Genomic DNA, 15,725 nt, shown 5'->3' on the forward strand with positions numbered 1-15,725 from the left:
TCTCATTCCTCCTTTACTTGATCGCTCCACTTCACAACAATGACACGCGTCCCTTCTCCCAGGGTACTGTGGATCTCAAATTCATCCATCATGCGCCTGACACCCGGTAATCCGGCCCCGAGGGCACCCGAAGTCGAATAGCCATCATCTAACGCCTGGCGAATATCAGGAATCCCTGGACCGCTGTCAGTGGCTGTTATTTTCAGGCCAATCACTCCTTCGCGCTCAATCGGTGAAATAGTGATCGTCCCCGTACCCGCATACAAATAAATGTTGCGAGCTAATTCAGAGATTGACGTGGCGATGCGGGACTGCGTGATCGTGCCAAAGCCAAACAGCTTCGACATGTTTCGCCCCACTTGCCGCGCCGTCACGATGTCTGATTCTTGTTCTATATTGATTGTCTCAGGAGAATAGTCTGCCACAACCAAAAAAACCCCTTCCGCCTCGCTTGGTAGGTAGAAATGAGTTTTTTCTCTACCTCGAAAAATAAATCATATTGTGTCACATTTTGTCTGATATTCTCTTTTCGAACAGTTCGATGTGCACCTACGAAATCCCTGCAAATTTGACAGCAAAAAACCACTTGCTTCACTCAAGTGGCTTTTCCTATCAAATAGTCTGATCTTTTTTCACACGTTAAAAATCAATGAGTCCTAAACTGATTTGCAAGGATTCATTAACCCGATCCATCATCTCGTCATCGAGATGCGTAATTTTATCAGTTAGACGTTGTTTGTCAATGGTTCGTATTTGTTCCAACAGAATGACGGAGTCACGATCAAATCCATAAGTTTTTGCGTCAATTTCCACATGCGTAGGCAGCTTCGCCTTTTGAATCTGCGCCGTAATGGCTGCGACGATGACCGTCGGACTAAATCGATTTCCAATGTCGTTTTGAATGACTAAAACAGGCCGTACGCCTCCTTGCTCAGAGCCAACGACCGGGGACAGGTCCGCGAAAAACACATCGCCACGTTTGACAATCACCAGTCACACCCCGCTAACTAAGCGGACAAGAGTATGGTCAGCCTCTTCTTCAGCGCCAAAAGCCTCCGATGCCATATTCAGATTGATCTTCGCCATCTCCATGTACCCTTTTTGCATGGTCTCACGGATTGTGCGTTTTTTTCGCTCTTTCAAATACAAATGCATCGCTTGACGAATAAACTCGCTGCGATTGGATTTTTCCTTTTGAATAACGCCATCCACTTCCTGAAGCAAGTGTTGTGGCAAGCTGATCATGATGCGTTTCGTGTTTGACTTCGACAAGACAAATCCACCTCCAACCATGACCGTAACTTCCATCCGCAATGCTGGTTCTAGAAAGAACAGCCAATATGAACAATACCATTATGTCGAATCCATTGCAAAAATATACCTACTGTCGCTTTTTCGGTGTGAAAACGTGAGTGTAAACAATCCAAAGATGCAGGTGAAGACTTCGTTTACCCAAAAAAGCCAGCTTTTTCGCTTAACTAGTATTCGTGTTCCACGGGAAAATTCCTGCTGATTTACCCTGCTAGTTATTTCCATTTTCGTAAGAAGAGTGCTTCATCGTCAATGGGTGAAATACGTCCGTTACTTTCTGGGCGCGCAAATAGAGGCGCGGAATTCGGTAATTCAGCATACAAGGAACCTCGTAATTGATGGTTCCCAGTAAATCGGCAATTTCATCCAAGGAAATTTCCTCGTCCCCTTGCTTGCCATACAAAACGACCTCATCATCGACATCTGCTTCTGTCGAATTCAGGCTGACCATGATTTGGTCCATGCAAACTCTGCCTGCAATCGGGTAGCGCGATCCGTTGTACAACACCTCACCACGATTGGACAAAAGGCGAGAATAGCCATCTGCGTATCCGATCGGCAGCGTTGCAATCCACTCGTCAGGCTGTGCTGTATACGTAGCACCATAGCTGACCGTGAATGGCTCATCTCCCTTTTTTACGTGGGCGATTCTGGTCTTGAGCGCCAGGGCTGGGGCAAGAGTGACATCCGCACGTTCTTTCATGTACAAAGAAGGATACAATCCGTATAAACCTATGCCTAAACGAATCGTATCATACCCCCAATCGGGAAATGCAATAGCCGCAGCCGTATTACAGCAATGAACGGTCGGCAATGCTTTATTTGCTTCACGCAGTGCTTGCAAAAAGGATTGAAACAAGTCGTGTTGTCGTCGCACATGGGTTGTATCTGGTTCATCCGCGCAGGCAAAATGCGTAAAAATGCCTGTCCACTTAAGCTTAGGGGATTCTTCAAGGGCACCGACCAACGCAAGCAAATCTTTCTTTGTCCGAACGCCCAAACGTCCCATGCCGGTATCGGTCTTCACATGAATCCCGACAGGCTTGTGATCGTTTTTCTGAAGAATGTCGTTCGCTTCCGTGATCCATTCGACGCTGTAAGCGGTTAACTCCACTTCCAGCTCGCTTGCAGTGACAATGGATTCGACAGGTGTGTATCCCAACACTAAAATCGGCGCTTTGATCCCTGCCCTCCGCAAAATAAGCGCTTCATCGAGCAATGCGACTGCAAGTGAATCTGCACCGCTCGCCAACGCTTCTTTTCCAACATGGACCGCGCCATGACCATACCCGTCTGCTTTCACAACAGCCATAATACCTGTTTTTTCTGGCAAATGACGTTTGAATGTCTCGAGGTTCGCCCGGATGGCATCCAAATCAACCTCTACCCAAGTGTCACGACAAAACGATTTCATTCCTATCTCCTCTTGTTCCCTTTTTTATAGTAAAACAAGCGTTCATTTAAATGACTGAGAAATTGCCTGGAAACCATCAGTGATTCCTTTTTGCCGCCTACAAGATAAAAATGACGGCCTTCATAAATTTGCTCGACTTCAGATAGCGGGTAGCTCTTTTCCTGTCCTGACATGGATATAATCAGGTGGGTCTTGGTCAGCTTGTACACCGGACGCAATACCGATTTGTACATAAACGGAGACAATCCAACAACAGCAATGGCAATGGCGAAAACAAGCACCTTGAATCGCGTGTCATTGGTCTGGAAAAATTGAGCGAGAATCATCATTCCCAGCACAAACATGATAGTCTCGTTAATGCGCATTTTCCAGCTTTTTCGCAGGAGCATGTCTTTGTAGGTCGATGCTTCCTGGTACAAAACTTCGTTAGACGGTTTCTTCATGTAAAGCATGCCACCTCATTCAATAAGTTACTCTGAATGTATCGTGTTTTCCCGCTGTGTGTCAATTCGCGGATTGTCCTTTCACCTCATTCGCACGTTGGTTTTTATGTACAAATCGACGCACATCGACCAATCCCAGAGAAAATAGAAAAGCAGATGGGATTGGCTCCCACCTGCTGACTTTTCTACTTGGATTTCTTCTGGTCTTTTTCCCCTTTTTCATGTCTTGGGAAAACGACTTTTTCAAAGCTGCCATCCACCATCTTTTGCACCATCGCTGTCAATTCCTCGCTGCGCTTGTCTGCTTGCTCCTGTGTGAGCTTGCCTGCCTTTACGGCTTCTTTCAGCTTAGCTTCTTGCTCACCTACCAAGAGCTTGATGACGTCATCCACTTTTACGCCTTGCTCCTTGGCGATGGTCGCCAATGATTTCCCTGCTTTTTGCTCTTCCTTCAGCTTGTCTGCATCCAGCTTGAGGAGGGACAGCAGTTCTTCATTTTTCCCGATACCCATTCCTTTACCCGGTCCACGTCCGTGATGCTTGTTTTGAACCATTTCTTTTACTCGCTCGCTCGCATTTTCATTCATCTTGTCTGCTTGCTTCTGCGTGAGCTTGCCTGCTGCTACCGCCTCTTTCAGCTTGGTTTCCTGTTGTTTTACCAACAAAGCCACCAGATCATCCACAGATACGCCTTGGGCCTCTGCGATTGTAGCCAGCGATTTGTCCGCTTTTAGCTCTTCTTGGAGCTTATCCGCATCCAGCTTTAAGAGGGACAGCAGTTCTTCGTTTTTCTCGAAGCCACCGATGAAGCCTCCTTTGCCGAAGCCTTTATCTGGTTTCATGTTTTCTACCTGTTTTTTTACGCGATCGCTCAGATTTTCAGACAGCTTATCTGCCTGCTCCTGCGTGAGCTTACCTGCTGTTACTGCTTCCTTTAGTTTGGCTTCTTGCTGTTCAACCAGAAGTGCGACGACATCAGCAGTGTCGACTCCTTGAGCTTGTGCAATCACTGCGAGTGTTTTTCCTGCCGCAAGCTCTTCTTTCAGCTTGTCAGCATCCAGCTTCAACAGCGAGAGTAGCTCTGTATTTTCTTTGAAGCCAACTCCACCGTGGTGGCCCATCTTGCCTGTTTTGAATTTTACTTCAGCGGGTTTATTCAATGAAGTTGGTTTTGCTGAATCGGCTGCCATTGCTCCGCCTATGCTCCCCAGACTCAGAACCACTGCCATCGTTCCCATCAGCATTCCCATTTTCGTTTTGCTAAACATATACACTCAACCCTTTCGTCTATGCTCGTGTAGTGTGCTTGTTCTTTGGTACAAGACCAAGTGTACATGGGTATTTTTAGATTCCCGTTTGAGAAAAAAGGAAAACTTGAGGGAAAATCGTAGAAAACTATGAAGGGCATTTGGGTTTGAGTCAACATAGTGGAGGAAAAGAAAAAGCACAGTTCTCTTCGACTCTGACACGCCAGCGGTGGTGATGGACTGTCCGTCTCCACTTCAAAAAGAGGACCGTCGAGCCAAAGCCACCCTACGGGCGGAAGTTTCTCAGAGAAGAAGTGTTCGACAAGCGTGGTCCTCTTTTTGAAGTTCCGACTGGGTAGGCGTTGTCAAGGTCTGCGAGCCCTGCGCTTTTTCTTTTCGCCAGCTTTTTGGATTCATCGCTCCCTTTAAAACTTGGAAGATCATCCTTTGAGTATCAACAGGGGGATTTTTCTTAGATAGTAGAACAAAGCCGCTTGGGAAGAAGTGCATTTCCAGTCCAAGCGCCTCTGGAGCCCACCTGAGCGTAGGATTGAATGTCGGGGAATTTCAGCTTCACTTATGAACTACTTCATCGAAACTTCTACGTTTGAAGCGCTCCCGACATTCAATCCGGAGCGGACAGTCTAACCCCTTGTAGGGCGTAGGCCGAAGCGTAGACTGGAAATGCGCTTCTTCCCCACCACTGCAGCTACTTTCCAAAGCAAGCAAAAAGAGGACGGCATTCACCGTCCCCTCTCCCACACTTTTATTTCGCGCTGAGGCCATATGTCGACTGTGCGACATTCACCATTTCTTCCTCAGGAAGATCCCCCGCGATTGTATATTCGATGCCGTCGAGCTCCCATGTCAGAAGTCGCTGATTTTCACCTGTCTGTGCAAGCACACCAACCGTAAAGCCGAGGTTTACAGGCATACCTTGCTCATACGACACGGATGCTGCTGTCGGGCGCCCTTCGATGACCTTGTAGTTGTAGGTCCCTTTGTAGGTCAAGATAACTTTTCTCTCCCCATCACGGGTGACTGGCTCGATATCTCCTTGCTTAACTCCTTCTGGTATATACGTAGGGACGATGACACCGAATTGGCTGTTCGGCTGTTTCACGACCTGTCCATTTGCTCGCGCCATTGTTGGGATCGTTGTCAACGAGCTCGTTGTCATGTTGCGCTCTTTGTCAAAGGAGTCTTTGTCAAACATAGGGTTGAACGAAAAATCAGTGAAATCAATCCGTACCAGCGGATTCATGCTAGCATCCATAATCTCGGCGTGCGTCGGTTTGAAATCTTCTGTCAGCCAAATTTTTTGCTTGGTCAAAGAACGATTGCCGCTGTAGTTCGCTTTCACTTCGAATACATACTGCTTTTCTTCCATCTTCATTTGGCGCTCAGTGTCATCGATAATGCTCTTGGCCAGCGTTTCGTATAGATACAACGGTCCGTTGTTCTCAGGCCAGCCACTTTGGAAGCGGAAGCTCTTGTTCAGATGAGGGGTCAGTACAAAGACTCCTTCATTGTTTCGCAAGATGATTTGTGTAATGCCACGCTGCTTCGAGGTGAGAGCTACCCGATAGTTGGTTGGCTTTTCATACCAGACCTGAACATCGTACTCCATGGGGGTAGAGCCTGTCTGCATGGTCAAAACAGCCTGAGACTTGTACCCAGTCATTTTTCCCAGCGTACCGTTCAGGTCGCTCACCACATCTTCTGGTGTTTTCTGACCGAAACAACCGCCGAGGAACAGGGTGAAAACCAACAATAACACCAGTGGTAAAGCTACCCGTTTCATTCAATGAACTCCTCCTTGTCAATATTTTCGACAAAGAAGGGCATCCCTGTCTATTTCCTGGGAAATCTGTCAGTCTCTCGCCCATGCAGCGCACATCGTGTCAATGGTTGCAAATGGATACGAAGTTGGCGATATATCGCTTGGATCGGCTACAGACTTAGCCTTCCTATGTAAGAGCAGGTAGTCCCTCCTGATCTACGCGATATAAATGTATGTCCATCCTCGTCCCAATATGCAGACAAGTTTATCGAGGTTGTTCAAACATCGATCGATCCTCTAGAATGACTTGTGCAATCGCATGCGTCTTGCTATGCGAAATGCTCACATGAATATGAATGCGGGCGGGGTCCAGATCGAGTTTGCTGTACACCTCGTGCTTTATGGTCATGACCGGCTTGCCCAAATGATTCGGGAGGATTTCCATATCCAAAAAGCTGAGTACGGCACCAATGCCTGTCCCAAGAGCCTTTGCTCCCGCTTCCTTGGCAGCAAATCTGCCTGCAGCCATTTCCGCCTGTCTTGTCTCTGACTTTCCATGCAGAAGCTGTTGTTCATCTGTGGTCAAAAAGTGTTTGATCGCACGCTCTTGTCTTTTTATCAAAGTAGCGATGCGCTCTATTTCCACTATGTCTACACCTGTTCCAATGATCATGAGCACTTGCCTCCTAGTGGCCTGATTTACGAATCACAGTATCATCCACTTCCACGCTTTTGCAAGTGCGAGGATAAAAACCACATTCCATGCATAGACTTTACGTAAAAAAATAAAACCCCCGCAAATTGCGAGGGCTTTTGTCCGCTGGCTCCTACTCAGTAGCTTGGCCAGAAGATTGTTGTGCAGCCGATTGTTGGTTTTGACGGCGAACTTCCGCAACATTTGTCTCACTTGCGAACTCAGTCGCAGCGCCTTGGGAAGCAGCGCGTTGTGCGGATTGTTGGTTCTGACTACGAACCTCTGCTGCGTTTGTTTCACTTGCGAATTCAGTCGCAGTGTTTGCTGCTTGGCTAGCTTGGTTCGCTTGGCCCATACCTCTGTTTTGTTTAGGCATCGTTACTTTCACCTCCTCGACGTCACTGAATATAATTTGTACAGCCCCCCATGTGTGTATCCATCCTTATTTTCCCAATTTGTGTTGTTGTTTACTTGCTTTGTCGCCACCGATCATTCATATTGGAAAGTGCAAGGCTTCTATTCTGCTTTTGAAAGGAGCAATTCTGTATGGCTCACAAGGTTATTATCTATACCCAAGTCACTTGCGGTCCTTGTCAGGAAGAAAAAATGTGGCTGACCTCAAACAACATTGCTTTCGAAGACAGAGACATCCGTCAAAACCAGGCTTATTTCCAGGAAGCCATTCAATTAGGTGCGAGCATGACACCTGTAACCTACATTGAAAAGGAAAACGGCGAGCAAACCGTTATCCACGGATTTGACAAGGAAGAACTAAAAAAAGCGTTGGATCTCAATTGATCCAACGCTTTTTACGACTGATCAGCCAAATGAAGGTTCACTTGCAGCTGATTTTTGTTTGACGATTGGCGACATATCCGGCAAGTTAGACAAAATTTGCTTAACTTCAGGTCCGCATTCTGCATTAACGGAGTAATATACCCACGGTCCCTTCCGACGCTCTTTGACCAAACCATGAGTTTTGAGCTTAGCCAAGTGCTGGGAAACAGAAGGCTGAGAAGTTTGCAAAATTTCCACGAGATCACGAACACATAAGGACTGTACTTGCAGGAGAGCCATGATCGTCAAGCGCGTCTTGTCACCAAGTAGCTTATAAGTCTCTGACAAAAACAGAACCTGCATCAAATCCATTTCCATAAGGATACCCACCTTTGCCTTACATATCTGTTTATCAGTATACTATATGGCTTATATGATGGGGAAGATAGAACGCAAAAGTTATGTGAACCCTGCTTATACATCTTGCTTTTTCATCGCCTCAATGATCTTGTCTGCAGTGCGCGCAGCCAGCGCCATGACTGTATTTGTCGGGTTGCTGCCACTCGAGGTAACGAACGTAGAAGCACCTGCTATGAAAAGATTGGGTATGTCATGTGACTGCCCATATTCATTCACAACAGAGGTCTCCCTGTCATTCCCCATCCGGCACCCCCCCATGAGATGAGCAGTATCAGACACCACATGCTCCGGCTGCCCCCCCATCGCTTCTATAATCCGGTTCATTTGCCCAATGGCATGCTTATAAAGCTGTTTGTCGTTCTCCTGATAACTGAACGTTACCGTAGGGACTGGCATACCGTATTCATCTTTTTCCCCTGAGAGCGTCACTTTGTTATCGGGATGAGGCAGTACTTCCCCAACTAAGGTGATCCGTGCGTACATATTGTAATCTAGCATGGTCTCTCGAAGTTGTTTTCCCCATAAATACGAGCCGTCTTCCCTCTCGGCAGCAATAGCAGCCGCCATCCCGACTGGACGTGACCCGTGTGCACTCAATGTATATCCGCGGGCAAACCCTCGTTCCCGGTCTGTCTCATAAAAATGCTGGGTCAAGGCAAGTACTGGTGTTCCCTTATACAACCGCACTTCCTCCGGGAGGCGTCCGTATACATCATGACTGGAGTGGGGCATAATGGCCTTCCCTACCCATCCGCTCGAATTCGCCAGCCCTTGCGGAAACTGCGCATTCGCCGAACTGAGCAGCAATCGGGGAGTCTCTACCACAAACCCGGCCAAAATGACCACACGAGCCATTTGCCTGTGCGTCAAACCATTATGGTTGAACAACACGCCACTGACCCGGTCGCCAGCCATTAAAATTTCCGTCACCATGCAGTCGGACAGCACCTCTGCCCCCTCCGCTATCGCTTTGGGGATATGATGAATCAACCCGCTGTACTTGGCATTTGGCATGCACCCTTGATTGCAAAAGCCACGATTGATACAGGGGGGACGTCCATCAAAAGGACCCGATAAAATCGCCAGAGGGGCGACCACACTCTCGATCCCGAGCTTCTCGCACCCTTCCCGGAACAGCTGGGCATTGGCACTGATGGGCTCCCGAACGGGGTACGGATACGGGCCTTGAAAGGTACCCCACGGGAAATGATCCGGACCTGAAACCGCAATCTCCCGTTCAATCTTGTCGTAATACGGGGCAAGATCCTGATATGTAATCGGCCAGTCTTCCCCTACGCCATCTACAGTCTTTGTCTTAAAATCACTCTCGTGGAACCGCAGGAACACCCCTGTAAAATGCACGGTGCCTCCCCCAATTCCTCGTCCTGAGTTGTTATGCCCCAAACGCAGTGGGTCTTTGCCTGCTACCAGCCTCGTTTCCTGCCAGGCCAATCTCCGCATCGACAGCTCATCACTGGCAAAATCGTGTTGCGGGTCCCAAAACGGCCCTGCTTCCAGTACGACTACACGCAACCCGGCCTTTGCCAACTCATAAGCCAGTACTCCCCCTGCCGCTCCAGCACCTACGATACATACATCTGCGTCATCAGCGTACTTTCTTTGATCCACAGGAGTCGGGCGATGAGTAATCGTATGATGGTCATGACTCGTCATTTGCTTTCGCCTCCCATGGGTCCGTCAATCCTTTTTCCACCCGTACATAGCCGCGCGGATAAGCGGGTCCGCCGTAGCCAATATCCGACCAAACCAACGGATGTGAATAGTACGCACTGACTGTGTCATGCAGCAACCGCTTGAAAAAATCTGCGGGAGCAAGGTCTTTCCACGCCTCCTGGTTTTGGATGCCCCCATTCGCGATGTGCTGAAGAACAGCATCCTGCTGGTCTAGCTTCAACGCAACAAAATCAGTTCCATAAGCAGCATGGCTCTCCGCATCAATCCCTTTCAAGCCAGAGCGATAGAGCTCTTTTTTGGGCGGAAGTCCGACTTTTCGTTGCGACTCGCCGATATTACTAGCCGTCGTATTATCCAGATGCTCCACCACAAAGGTCAGCACCTCCAAACGGTGATCATGGACCAATACGCCTACGACTGTCTGCAAGAGTAAGGATTCAGGCTTCGTAAAAAATTGGTTGGCAATCGCAGGCATTCGTCTGGCCCCTACTACTTTCCTGGTGTGAGCATCCCACTCTGTATGCTGGTCCCAAACATCATAGGATGGGTAACGTCCAGGCTTCTCCATGTCCTCTCACCCCTTCGAAAACGATTTTTACCAAAACAGCGCAAGAAGCCCTAATGCTGACATTGCTGTGATCAGTAAAGGAAGAATCACAGGAGGACCGACAAGAAAATTTTGACCTTGTGAATAACCTCCCACACGCTGCCCAACCCCGACCGTATGCAAATAGGCTCCGTACAAACCACCAGCCACACCAACCACCATCATCAAGGCAAACACCCAACGCAGCCACCCCGCATTCACAAACGATAAAACAATAGCAGTAACCGCAAATACAGGGAGCTCAAGCACAGGAATCCACATTGCCCAATGTCGGAAGTTTTGTCTGGAGTGAAAAAGTGTGACCTGAACCGCAATCAGGGCAAACGCCAATCCAGCAAAAAGAATGAGTACGCGTTCGATCGGCCAGCCATGCCACATGGAAACATCCTCCTTTTTATGTACGTTGCGCCTATTTTTTCCGTCCTTGCCAGGTCCTATTCTGCCTATTTCACTGCAAGCAGCGTGATGAATAGAAAAAAGCCTGCTGACCATTAACCAGCAGGCTTTCATTCCCTATGAAAAATAAATCAACGTCAGATACAAACCAATCAAGGTTACCGTCAATGTCGGTACGGTCAAAACAACCCCTGTCCGAAAATACTGTCCCCACGTAATCGTCACGTCTTTGCGTCCCAAGACATGCAACCAGAGCAAAGTGGCCAGTGATCCAATCGGGGTCATTTTCGGCCCTAAATCGCTCCCGATCACATTCGCATAAATCATGGCTTCCCGCAATACTCCGTCTGCCTGTGTCTCGGCAATCGCCAACGCGTTGAACATGACAGTCGGAAGGTTGTTCATGACAGAGGAAAGAACAGCAGCGAGAAAGCCTGTTCCCAAAGTCGTTGCTAATAAACCATGCCCCATGAACCAATCCAAGGTGTCCTTGACCAAGTCTGTCAATCTCGCGTTGTGTAGCCCCCACACCACGACATACATGCCAATCGAAAAAACAACGACTACCCACGGCGCTTCTTTTATAATCCGCCGCATGGTGATTGCTTCACTTTTTCTTGCAGCCAAGCAAAAAATGATGGCTGCCCCTGCAATGATGATAGACACCGGCGTATGGATGGACTCGCTTATAAAAAAGCCAATCAACAAGACCGCAAGAATCGGCCATGCTAGGCGAAACATTCTGTGGTCGCGAATCGCTTCCACCGGATTTTTTAGATGGGAAAGATCAATCTGCGCTGGGATGCTTTTGCGAAAATATAGGTACAAAACCAACAGACTTCCACCAATCGAAAACAAAGTCGGCATGATCATTTTGGCCGCATACGCAGCAAAGCCAATATCAAAGTAGTCAGCAGAAACAATATTCACCAGATTGCTAATCACAAAGGGCAAAGAACTCGTATCTGCAATGAACCCGCTTGCCATGACAAATGCCAAAACCGTTTTCCCATCCAACTTCAGTGCCCGCACCTGTGCCAACACAATCGGGGTCAGGATCAAGGCAGCCCCATCATTCGTAAACAAAGCCGATACGAGTGAACCAAGCAGGATGACATAAACGAACATAAGCCGCCCATTCCCTTTGGCAAAACGAGCCATATGGAGCGCAGCCCATTCAAAAAAACCGATTTCATCCAATACGAGCGAGATGATGATAATCCCGATTAGCGCTAGCGTCGCGTTCCACACAATGGTGGTTACCTCTGCGACATCACCGATCGTGACTACCCCGATCATCAAGGCCAACAGTGCTCCACCGACAGCCGGATAACCAATCGACAGCCCCCTCGGTTGCCAGATAACCAATATCAACGTAATCAAAAAAAGGAAGAATGAAATCCAAACCACTGCATGTATCTCCTTTCCAAAAACCAAAAAGAGCGGACCTCGAAAAGTCCGCTCTTCTACCATACTACATATGAAAATGATCCGAAACATCCAGCAATGGAATCTTTTAAAGTAAAATGTGGCCGCCTTCTACATGAAGGACCGTTCCGGTTACAAAACTATTTTGGAGCAGGTATAGTACGCTTTGTGCGACGTCTTTCGCTTGTCCAACTCGTTTCACAGGAAGCTTATCTGCCAATGTTGCATAGAAGTTTTCGCGCACTTCTTCAGGCATTTTACTGCGTGATGGCGTATCAATAATGCCAGGTGAAACGATATTCACTCGGATTGGCGCCAGTTCCAAAGCGAGGGTTTGCCCCAGATTCGAAACCGCCGCATTGACTGCACCAAGAGCAGACGAACCAATCATCGCTTTATAGGCGACAACCCCGGAGAATAAGGTGATAGAACCGTTTGTTGAAATCTTCGACGCACCGTATTTCGCCGCGTAATATTGGCCCCAAAATTTGTTGTCGAACAGCTTCCGCGCTTGGGCTGTATCCGTTTGAAGGAATGACCCACCTGATGTTTCCGCTGCGCTGACGACCAGATGATCAAACGCGCCTACTTTTTCAAAAAAGGCCTGAACTTGCTGCTCGTCGGTGGTATCCAGCGTATACGCCGACGCTTTGGAGCCCAAACTCTCTTTTGCCTTCTGCAATTTATCTTCGGAGCGGCTGGCAATGATCACTTCTGCACCAAGGGCTACTGCCTGTTTGGCTGTCTCCAAACCAATTCCGGAGCTTCCGCCGATGATGACTATCTTTTGATTGTGCAACATGATAGAATCTCTCCCTTTTACTGTGAGATTTTTATTAGAAACGCAATACCTGTTTGAGATGCGCCTCGAGCTCGGATACAAACCGATCGATCTGCGGATTTTTGATGACATCATAGCAAGCAAAGCTCTTTACAGGTTGCATGCCCAAAAATTCCTGTACGCGGTGCAAATGGCTGATTGCATCCTCTAGACTTTCTCCTTTAAAGAATTGGGTTGGATCGTTAAATGCTTTTTCTGGAGCATTCCAAGTCGTCGAGAACATATATTTTTTGTCGGTTAATAAACCGCCTCTTCCGTATTGATTAGCCCCCTTGAAAAACAAGCCGTACGCATATACCTCATCCATATATGTTTTCAATAATCCAGGGACACTGAACCAGTAGATAGGGGTTTGATAAATGACCATATCTGCCCAGAGAAATTTCTGTTGCTCTTCTTCGATTTTGTATCCATTTTGAATAATGGTAGTTCGTACATCGTTCTCTTTTTCGAGCAGACTCACCATATGATCCATCAACGTTTGGTTCAGTTTCCCCTCCGATGAGCCATATTTTTGGTGACCATTGATGATAAGGATTTTTTTCATTTTTCACATCTCCTTTACGTTAGGACTTTCAATTCGCTATGACGCCGATTTGCTGCATAAAAGTTAAATTGTCTTCCAGGTGCCAGTCTTCAACAAGCTTCCCATCCTTGATGCGCAAAACATCGATTGCCATAAATTGAATGGGCTTCCCGGTCAGAGGTTTTCCCATAAACTCGCCTTTGCTCGTACCCGTAAAGGAAAGACGAGCTGTTACCTTGTCTCCCACTACCAGTAAATCCTCCATTTTGCATTGCAAGTCGGGAACTGCTTTACGAAAGTTGCGAGAAGCGAATAACAAGCCATCGGGGCCTTGAGGTCTTCCTTTCGGCAACGTGTTATCTATGAAACTTGGGGAAACGGTTTGTGCAATGAGATCCTCATTCCCCGTGTTCCAGAATCCGTAGAAACGTTGTGCAGCCTGTACCATCTCGGTAGCTTTCGTTGAATCCAAAGAGGAATCAATCGTCATCGAAACGGGTTGAGGAAGATCCTTCAATAGTTGTACGTCTGTCTTGGCGGACAACACAGCCGTTTGTTTATCATAAGCAGACGTTTTCGAATCAGTAGCGCATGCTGTCGTGAGCAGCATCGTCCCGAAGATGACAGCAATACCAGCTATCGAACTCATTTTTTTGGTAAGTGGAATCATGTCGTTCTAATCAGCTCCTTATTTAGAGGGGAAGTATCGGTTGATATTGCTATTGTAATGACACTAACTTCATTTACGGAAGTAGTGATATTTATTTCATATAGTTTCCCAAAAGATACTATTGCGCTATAATAGCCAAAAACCCTACTAATTTTTTTGGAGGATATTCCGATGAACGTTATTGAGCCAATCGAACTGAACAAAGGAACCCCAGGGCAACCTTGCCCCATTGCCAAGACGCTTGACGTAATCGGGACCAAATGGACCTTTTTAATCATTCGGGACCTGCTTATAGAAGGAACGCTGCGTTTCAGCGACCTGCTGAAATCCATGGATGGGATTAGCCCAAAAACACTGTCGCTCAGACTGAAGGAATTGGAGGAGCACGGTATATTGGAGAGAAAGGTGTTTCCGGAAGTACCTCCGCGCGTGGAATATACGTTAACAGAGAAGGGGAAACGATTGGAAGGTATTTTCATTGAGTTGAAGAGGTTTGGCTTGCATTTATAAACGTTTTTCAAATCAAAAAGAGCGGACCTCGAAAAGTCCGCTCTTTTACCATCATGCCTATTGAATTATCCGAAACGTCCGGTAATGTAATCCTCTGTTCTTTTGTCCCGAGGATTTTGGAAGATCGTCGGGGTACTGTCAAACTCGACTAGCTCACCATTCAAGAAAAACGCAGTCTTATCGGAAATACGTGCTGCCTGCTGCATGTTGTGCGTCACGATTACAATCGTATAACGGTTCTTCAGCTCTTCCAACAGCTCTTCGATTTTGGCTGTCGAAATCGGGTCCAAGGCAGAGGTTGGCTCATCCATCAAAATGATCTGTGGCTGAACAGCGAGAGCCCGTGCGATACAGAGGCGTTGCTGCTGTCCACCGGAAAGCCCTGTTGCTGGCTTTTTCAGTACATCCTTCACTTCATCCCAAAGAGCCGCTGCCTTGAGGCTTGTCTCTACCAACTCGTCCAGCTTGTTACGATCGTTCATGCCGTGGAGTCTCGGCCCGTACGTGATGTTGTCATAGATGCTCTTCGGAAATGGATTCGGATGCTGAAACACCATGCCGATATTTTTGCGAAGTCGCTCAACTTCTACGCGATTACTATAAATATCCTCGTCGAACACTTTTACCGTTCCCGTAATTTTGGTGTTCGGTACAGAATCGTTCATTCGATTCAACGTCCGTAAAAAAGTAGACTTACCGCAGCCGGACGGACCAATTAAGGCTGTAATGGAATCAGGCTCTACATCCAGATTTATATGATAGAGGGCTTGCTTATTACCGTAGAAGAGATTCAACTCTCTCACCGAAATAACGCTCATACGGTCTTCGCTCCTTCGTGGTTGTTCGTCCTTTTACTTTCCCCACTATAGCGCACCAATGTTAGGGTTCCGTGTGATGTTTATTAAGTTTCGATAAAGTTTTTGTTTTAGGACTTTTTACATAGGTCATTTTACATTAAGTTAT

20 protein-coding genes are annotated in these 15,725 nt (G+C 47.3%); 2 read left to right on the plus strand and 18 right to left on the minus strand.

Annotation, left to right across the window (positions count from 1 at the left end):
* Positions 1-2 precede the first annotated feature (2 nt).
* The 9 genes from E8L90_RS20595 to E8L90_RS20645 form a co-directional block, all read right to left on the minus strand.
* Positions 3-431 (minus strand): anti-sigma regulatory factor, encoded by a 429-nt coding sequence (locus E8L90_RS20595; RefSeq protein WP_137031082.1) that lies wholly within the window; start codon positions 429-431, stop codon positions 3-5.
* A gap of 208 nt (positions 432-639) precedes the next feature.
* Positions 640-990, minus strand: a complete 351-nt coding sequence (locus tag E8L90_RS20600; protein WP_005830205.1) for a type II toxin-antitoxin system PemK/MazF family toxin — start codon at positions 988-990, stop codon at positions 640-642.
* Between the two features lie 3 nt (positions 991-993).
* The gene (locus tag E8L90_RS20605; protein ID WP_007721089.1) at positions 994-1,293 is read right to left on the minus strand and encodes a CopG family ribbon-helix-helix protein; all 300 of its coding nucleotides are present in this window, start codon (positions 1,291-1,293) and stop codon (positions 994-996) included.
* Between the two features lie 229 nt (positions 1,294-1,522).
* The gene (gene alr, locus E8L90_RS20610; RefSeq protein WP_137031084.1) at positions 1,523-2,725 is read right to left on the minus strand and encodes an alanine racemase; all 1,203 of its coding nucleotides are present in this window, start codon (positions 2,723-2,725) and stop codon (positions 1,523-1,525) included.
* Positions 2,726-2,727: 2 nt separating this feature from the next.
* Positions 2,728-3,168, minus strand: a complete 441-nt coding sequence (locus E8L90_RS20615) for a hypothetical protein (RefSeq protein ID WP_137031086.1) — start codon at positions 3,166-3,168, stop codon at positions 2,728-2,730.
* A 185-nt stretch (positions 3,169-3,353) separates the two neighbouring features.
* Positions 3,354-4,436: a hypothetical protein gene (locus tag E8L90_RS20620; RefSeq protein WP_137031088.1), complete on the minus strand. Its 1,083-nt coding sequence runs from the start codon at positions 4,434-4,436 to the stop codon at positions 3,354-3,356.
* Positions 4,437-5,181: 745 nt separating this feature from the next.
* Positions 5,182-6,219: an outer membrane lipoprotein-sorting protein gene (locus tag E8L90_RS20635; protein ID WP_137031090.1), complete on the minus strand. Its 1,038-nt coding sequence runs from the start codon at positions 6,217-6,219 to the stop codon at positions 5,182-5,184.
* Positions 6,220-6,463: 244 nt separating this feature from the next.
* On the minus strand, positions 6,464-6,871 hold the full coding sequence (gene acpS, locus E8L90_RS20640) for a holo-ACP synthase (RefSeq protein ID WP_137031092.1): 408 nt from the start codon (positions 6,869-6,871) through the stop codon (positions 6,464-6,466).
* Between the two features lie 154 nt (positions 6,872-7,025).
* A complete protein-coding gene (locus E8L90_RS20645) occupies positions 7,026-7,280 on the minus strand; it encodes a gamma-type small acid-soluble spore protein (RefSeq protein WP_341870815.1) in 255 nt (84 codons plus the stop codon).
* Positions 7,281-7,438: 158 nt separating this feature from the next.
* Between E8L90_RS20645 and E8L90_RS20650 the strand changes: the two genes are divergently transcribed.
* Positions 7,439-7,690: a glutaredoxin family protein gene (locus E8L90_RS20650; protein ID WP_137031094.1), complete on the plus strand. Its 252-nt coding sequence runs from the start codon at positions 7,439-7,441 to the stop codon at positions 7,688-7,690.
* A gap of 21 nt (positions 7,691-7,711) precedes the next feature.
* On the opposite strand, the gene E8L90_RS20655 is transcribed toward E8L90_RS20650, so the two are convergent.
* The 8 genes from E8L90_RS20655 to E8L90_RS20690 form a co-directional block, all read right to left on the minus strand.
* Positions 7,712-8,047, minus strand: a complete 336-nt coding sequence (locus E8L90_RS20655) for an ArsR/SmtB family transcription factor (protein ID WP_137031096.1) — start codon at positions 8,045-8,047, stop codon at positions 7,712-7,714.
* Positions 8,048-8,143: 96 nt separating this feature from the next.
* A complete protein-coding gene (locus tag E8L90_RS20660) occupies positions 8,144-9,763 on the minus strand; it encodes a GMC family oxidoreductase (protein WP_137031098.1) in 1,620 nt (539 codons plus the stop codon).
* The gene (locus E8L90_RS20665; RefSeq protein ID WP_137031100.1) at positions 9,750-10,352 is read right to left on the minus strand and encodes a gluconate 2-dehydrogenase subunit 3 family protein; all 603 of its coding nucleotides are present in this window, start codon (positions 10,350-10,352) and stop codon (positions 9,750-9,752) included. The genes E8L90_RS20660 and E8L90_RS20665 overlap by 14 nt, the downstream gene beginning before the upstream one ends.
* 27 nt (positions 10,353-10,379) lie before the next feature.
* Complete coding sequence (locus E8L90_RS20670) at positions 10,380-10,769, minus strand: hypothetical protein (RefSeq protein ID WP_137031102.1); 390 nt, start codon at positions 10,767-10,769, stop codon at positions 10,380-10,382.
* 135 nt (positions 10,770-10,904) lie between these two features.
* Positions 10,905-12,197 carry an arsenic transporter gene (locus E8L90_RS20675; RefSeq protein WP_137031104.1) on the minus strand — a complete coding sequence of 431 codons (1,293 nt, stop codon included), beginning with the start codon at positions 12,195-12,197 and terminating at the stop codon, positions 10,905-10,907.
* A 106-nt stretch (positions 12,198-12,303) separates the two neighbouring features.
* Positions 12,304-13,017 carry an SDR family oxidoreductase gene (locus E8L90_RS20680; protein ID WP_137031106.1) on the minus strand — a complete coding sequence of 238 codons (714 nt, stop codon included), beginning with the start codon at positions 13,015-13,017 and terminating at the stop codon, positions 12,304-12,306.
* 34 nt (positions 13,018-13,051) lie between these two features.
* Complete coding sequence (locus tag E8L90_RS20685; RefSeq protein WP_137031108.1) at positions 13,052-13,603, minus strand: NAD(P)H-dependent oxidoreductase; 552 nt, start codon at positions 13,601-13,603, stop codon at positions 13,052-13,054.
* A 28-nt stretch (positions 13,604-13,631) separates the two neighbouring features.
* Positions 13,632-14,252 (minus strand): ester cyclase, encoded by a 621-nt coding sequence (locus E8L90_RS20690; RefSeq protein WP_137031110.1) that lies wholly within the window; start codon positions 14,250-14,252, stop codon positions 13,632-13,634.
* Positions 14,253-14,423: 171 nt separating this feature from the next.
* Here E8L90_RS20690 and E8L90_RS20695 point away from each other — a divergent pair, with 171 nt between their 5' ends.
* Positions 14,424-14,762 carry a winged helix-turn-helix transcriptional regulator gene (locus tag E8L90_RS20695; protein ID WP_137031112.1) on the plus strand — a complete coding sequence of 113 codons (339 nt, stop codon included), beginning with the start codon at positions 14,424-14,426 and terminating at the stop codon, positions 14,760-14,762.
* Positions 14,763-14,827: 65 nt separating this feature from the next.
* Here E8L90_RS20695 and pstB read toward each other — a convergent pair whose 3' ends face one another.
* Entirely contained in the window at positions 14,828-15,580 is a 753-nt protein-coding gene (pstB, locus tag E8L90_RS20700; RefSeq protein WP_137031113.1) for a phosphate ABC transporter ATP-binding protein PstB, read from the minus strand.
* Positions 15,581-15,725: the final 145 nt, after the last annotated feature.

The organism is Brevibacillus antibioticus (genome assembly GCF_005217615.1).
GTDB lineage: Bacteria > Bacillota > Bacilli > Brevibacillales > Brevibacillaceae > Brevibacillus > Brevibacillus antibioticus.

What these genes read in the sequence shown, in the direction of transcription:
- E8L90_RS20605 (WP_007721089.1), bottom strand. Translation starts at nt 1,293, where the DNA reads ATGGTTGGAGGTGGATTTGTCTTGTCGAAGTCAAACACGAAACGCATC.
- E8L90_RS20650 (WP_137031094.1), top strand. Translation starts at nt 7,439, where the DNA reads ATGGCTCACAAGGTTATTATCTATACCCAAGTCACTTGCGGTCCTTGT.
- E8L90_RS20695 (WP_137031112.1), top strand. Translation starts at nt 14,424, where the DNA reads ATGAACGTTATTGAGCCAATCGAACTGAACAAAGGAACCCCAGGGCAA.
- pstB (WP_137031113.1), bottom strand. Translation starts at nt 15,580, where the DNA reads ATGAGCGTTATTTCGGTGAGAGAGTTGAATCTCTTCTACGGTAATAAG.
- E8L90_RS20635 (WP_137031090.1), bottom strand. Translation starts at nt 6,219, where the DNA reads ATGAAACGGGTAGCTTTACCACTGGTGTTATTGTTGGTTTTCACCCTG.
- acpS (WP_137031092.1), bottom strand. Translation starts at nt 6,871, where the DNA reads ATGATCATTGGAACAGGTGTAGACATAGTGGAAATAGAGCGCATCGCT.
- E8L90_RS20655 (WP_137031096.1), bottom strand. Translation starts at nt 8,047, where the DNA reads ATGGAAATGGATTTGATGCAGGTTCTGTTTTTGTCAGAGACTTATAAG.
- E8L90_RS20680 (WP_137031106.1), bottom strand. Translation starts at nt 13,017, where the DNA reads ATGTTGCACAATCAAAAGATAGTCATCATCGGCGGAAGCTCCGGAATT.
- alr (WP_137031084.1), bottom strand. Translation starts at nt 2,725, where the DNA reads ATGAAATCGTTTTGTCGTGACACTTGGGTAGAGGTTGATTTGGATGCC.
- E8L90_RS20665 (WP_137031100.1), bottom strand. Translation starts at nt 10,352, where the DNA reads ATGGAGAAGCCTGGACGTTACCCATCCTATGATGTTTGGGACCAGCAT.
- E8L90_RS20615 (WP_137031086.1), bottom strand. Translation starts at nt 3,168, where the DNA reads ATGAAGAAACCGTCTAACGAAGTTTTGTACCAGGAAGCATCGACCTAC.
- E8L90_RS20690 (WP_137031110.1), bottom strand. Translation starts at nt 14,252, where the DNA reads ATGATTCCACTTACCAAAAAAATGAGTTCGATAGCTGGTATTGCTGTC.
- E8L90_RS20620 (WP_137031088.1), bottom strand. Translation starts at nt 4,436, where the DNA reads ATGTTTAGCAAAACGAAAATGGGAATGCTGATGGGAACGATGGCAGTG.
- E8L90_RS20685 (WP_137031108.1), bottom strand. Translation starts at nt 13,603, where the DNA reads ATGAAAAAAATCCTTATCATCAATGGTCACCAAAAATATGGCTCATCG.
- E8L90_RS20670 (WP_137031102.1), bottom strand. Translation starts at nt 10,769, where the DNA reads ATGTGGCATGGCTGGCCGATCGAACGCGTACTCATTCTTTTTGCTGGA.
- E8L90_RS20660 (WP_137031098.1), bottom strand. Translation starts at nt 9,763, where the DNA reads ATGACGAGTCATGACCATCATACGATTACTCATCGCCCGACTCCTGTG.